Genomic DNA, 377 nt, shown 5'->3' with positions numbered 1-377 from the left:
ACCTGCAGACGGGTGTTCATTTCCAGGAAGTAGAAGCTGCGGTCCTGACCGGCCACGAACTCGACCGTGCCGGCGCTGTCATAGTTCACGGCCCGCGCCAGGGCGATGGCCTGATCGCCCATGGCCTTGCGCGTCGCGTCGTCCAGCAGGGGCGACGGCGCCTCTTCGATGACCTTCTGGTTGCGGCGCTGGATCGAGCATTCGCGGTCGAACAGCGAGACGATGTTGCCGTGCTTGTCGCCCAGCACCTGGATCTCGATGTGGCGCGGATTGACGATGAACTTCTCAAGGAAGACCCGGTCGTCGCCAAACGCGGTCAGGGCCTCGGCCTTCACGGCGGCAAAGCCCTCGGCCATGTCGGCATCGGAATGGGCGAC

General features: G+C 64.7%; 1 pseudogene. It reads right to left on the bottom strand.

Annotation, left to right across the window (positions count from 1 at the left end):
- Positions 1-377, bottom strand: a pseudogene (locus HX774_RS18155) (acetyl/propionyl-CoA carboxylase subunit alpha); the annotation flags it as partial.

Origin of the sequence: Brevundimonas sp. P7753 (genome assembly GCF_013386595.1) — a bacterium.
Taxonomy (GTDB): Bacteria; Pseudomonadota; Alphaproteobacteria; order Caulobacterales; family Caulobacteraceae; genus Brevundimonas; species Brevundimonas bullata.
This window is presented reverse-complemented; position numbering and strand designations above follow the sequence as displayed.